The sequence below is a fragment of the Marseilla massiliensis genome (assembly GCF_016899955.1).
In the GTDB taxonomy this organism is placed as follows: domain Bacteria; phylum Bacteroidota; class Bacteroidia; order Bacteroidales; family Bacteroidaceae; genus Prevotella; species Prevotella intestinigallinarum.
This window is the reverse complement of sequence record NZ_JACJJL010000125.1, coordinates 1-238: the sequence shown is the minus strand read 5'-3', so window position 1 is coordinate 238 and position 238 is coordinate 1. Positions and strand designations below refer to the sequence as shown.

Annotated in this window: 1 protein-coding gene; it reads right to left on the bottom strand. The window is 58.8% G+C overall.

What is annotated here, in order from left to right:
* Positions 1 to 238: amidohydrolase family protein (locus H6B30_RS16915; RefSeq protein ID WP_239484182.1), on the bottom strand; the 238-nt coding region annotated here is incomplete at both ends.

The following is a 238-nucleotide window of genomic DNA, read 5'->3' as shown; positions in this document are numbered from 1 at the left end:
GAGATGCCTCATGAGGCACAGAATTTGGCGGGCGATGATCGTCGTGCCCGACAGCGATGCAGATTCCATCCCGTCTACTAAGCCAACCTGGACTGCCTCGACGGCCTCCGCAGCGGACAACCCACCTGTTAAATGCTGTTGGGGAGCCCATCGAGCTTCGGCGTAAATAACGCCGTCAGTGGCCATATCTACCACGAATTCCCGTGCGACGCGCCGGAGGGAATCAGCATCCTGCATG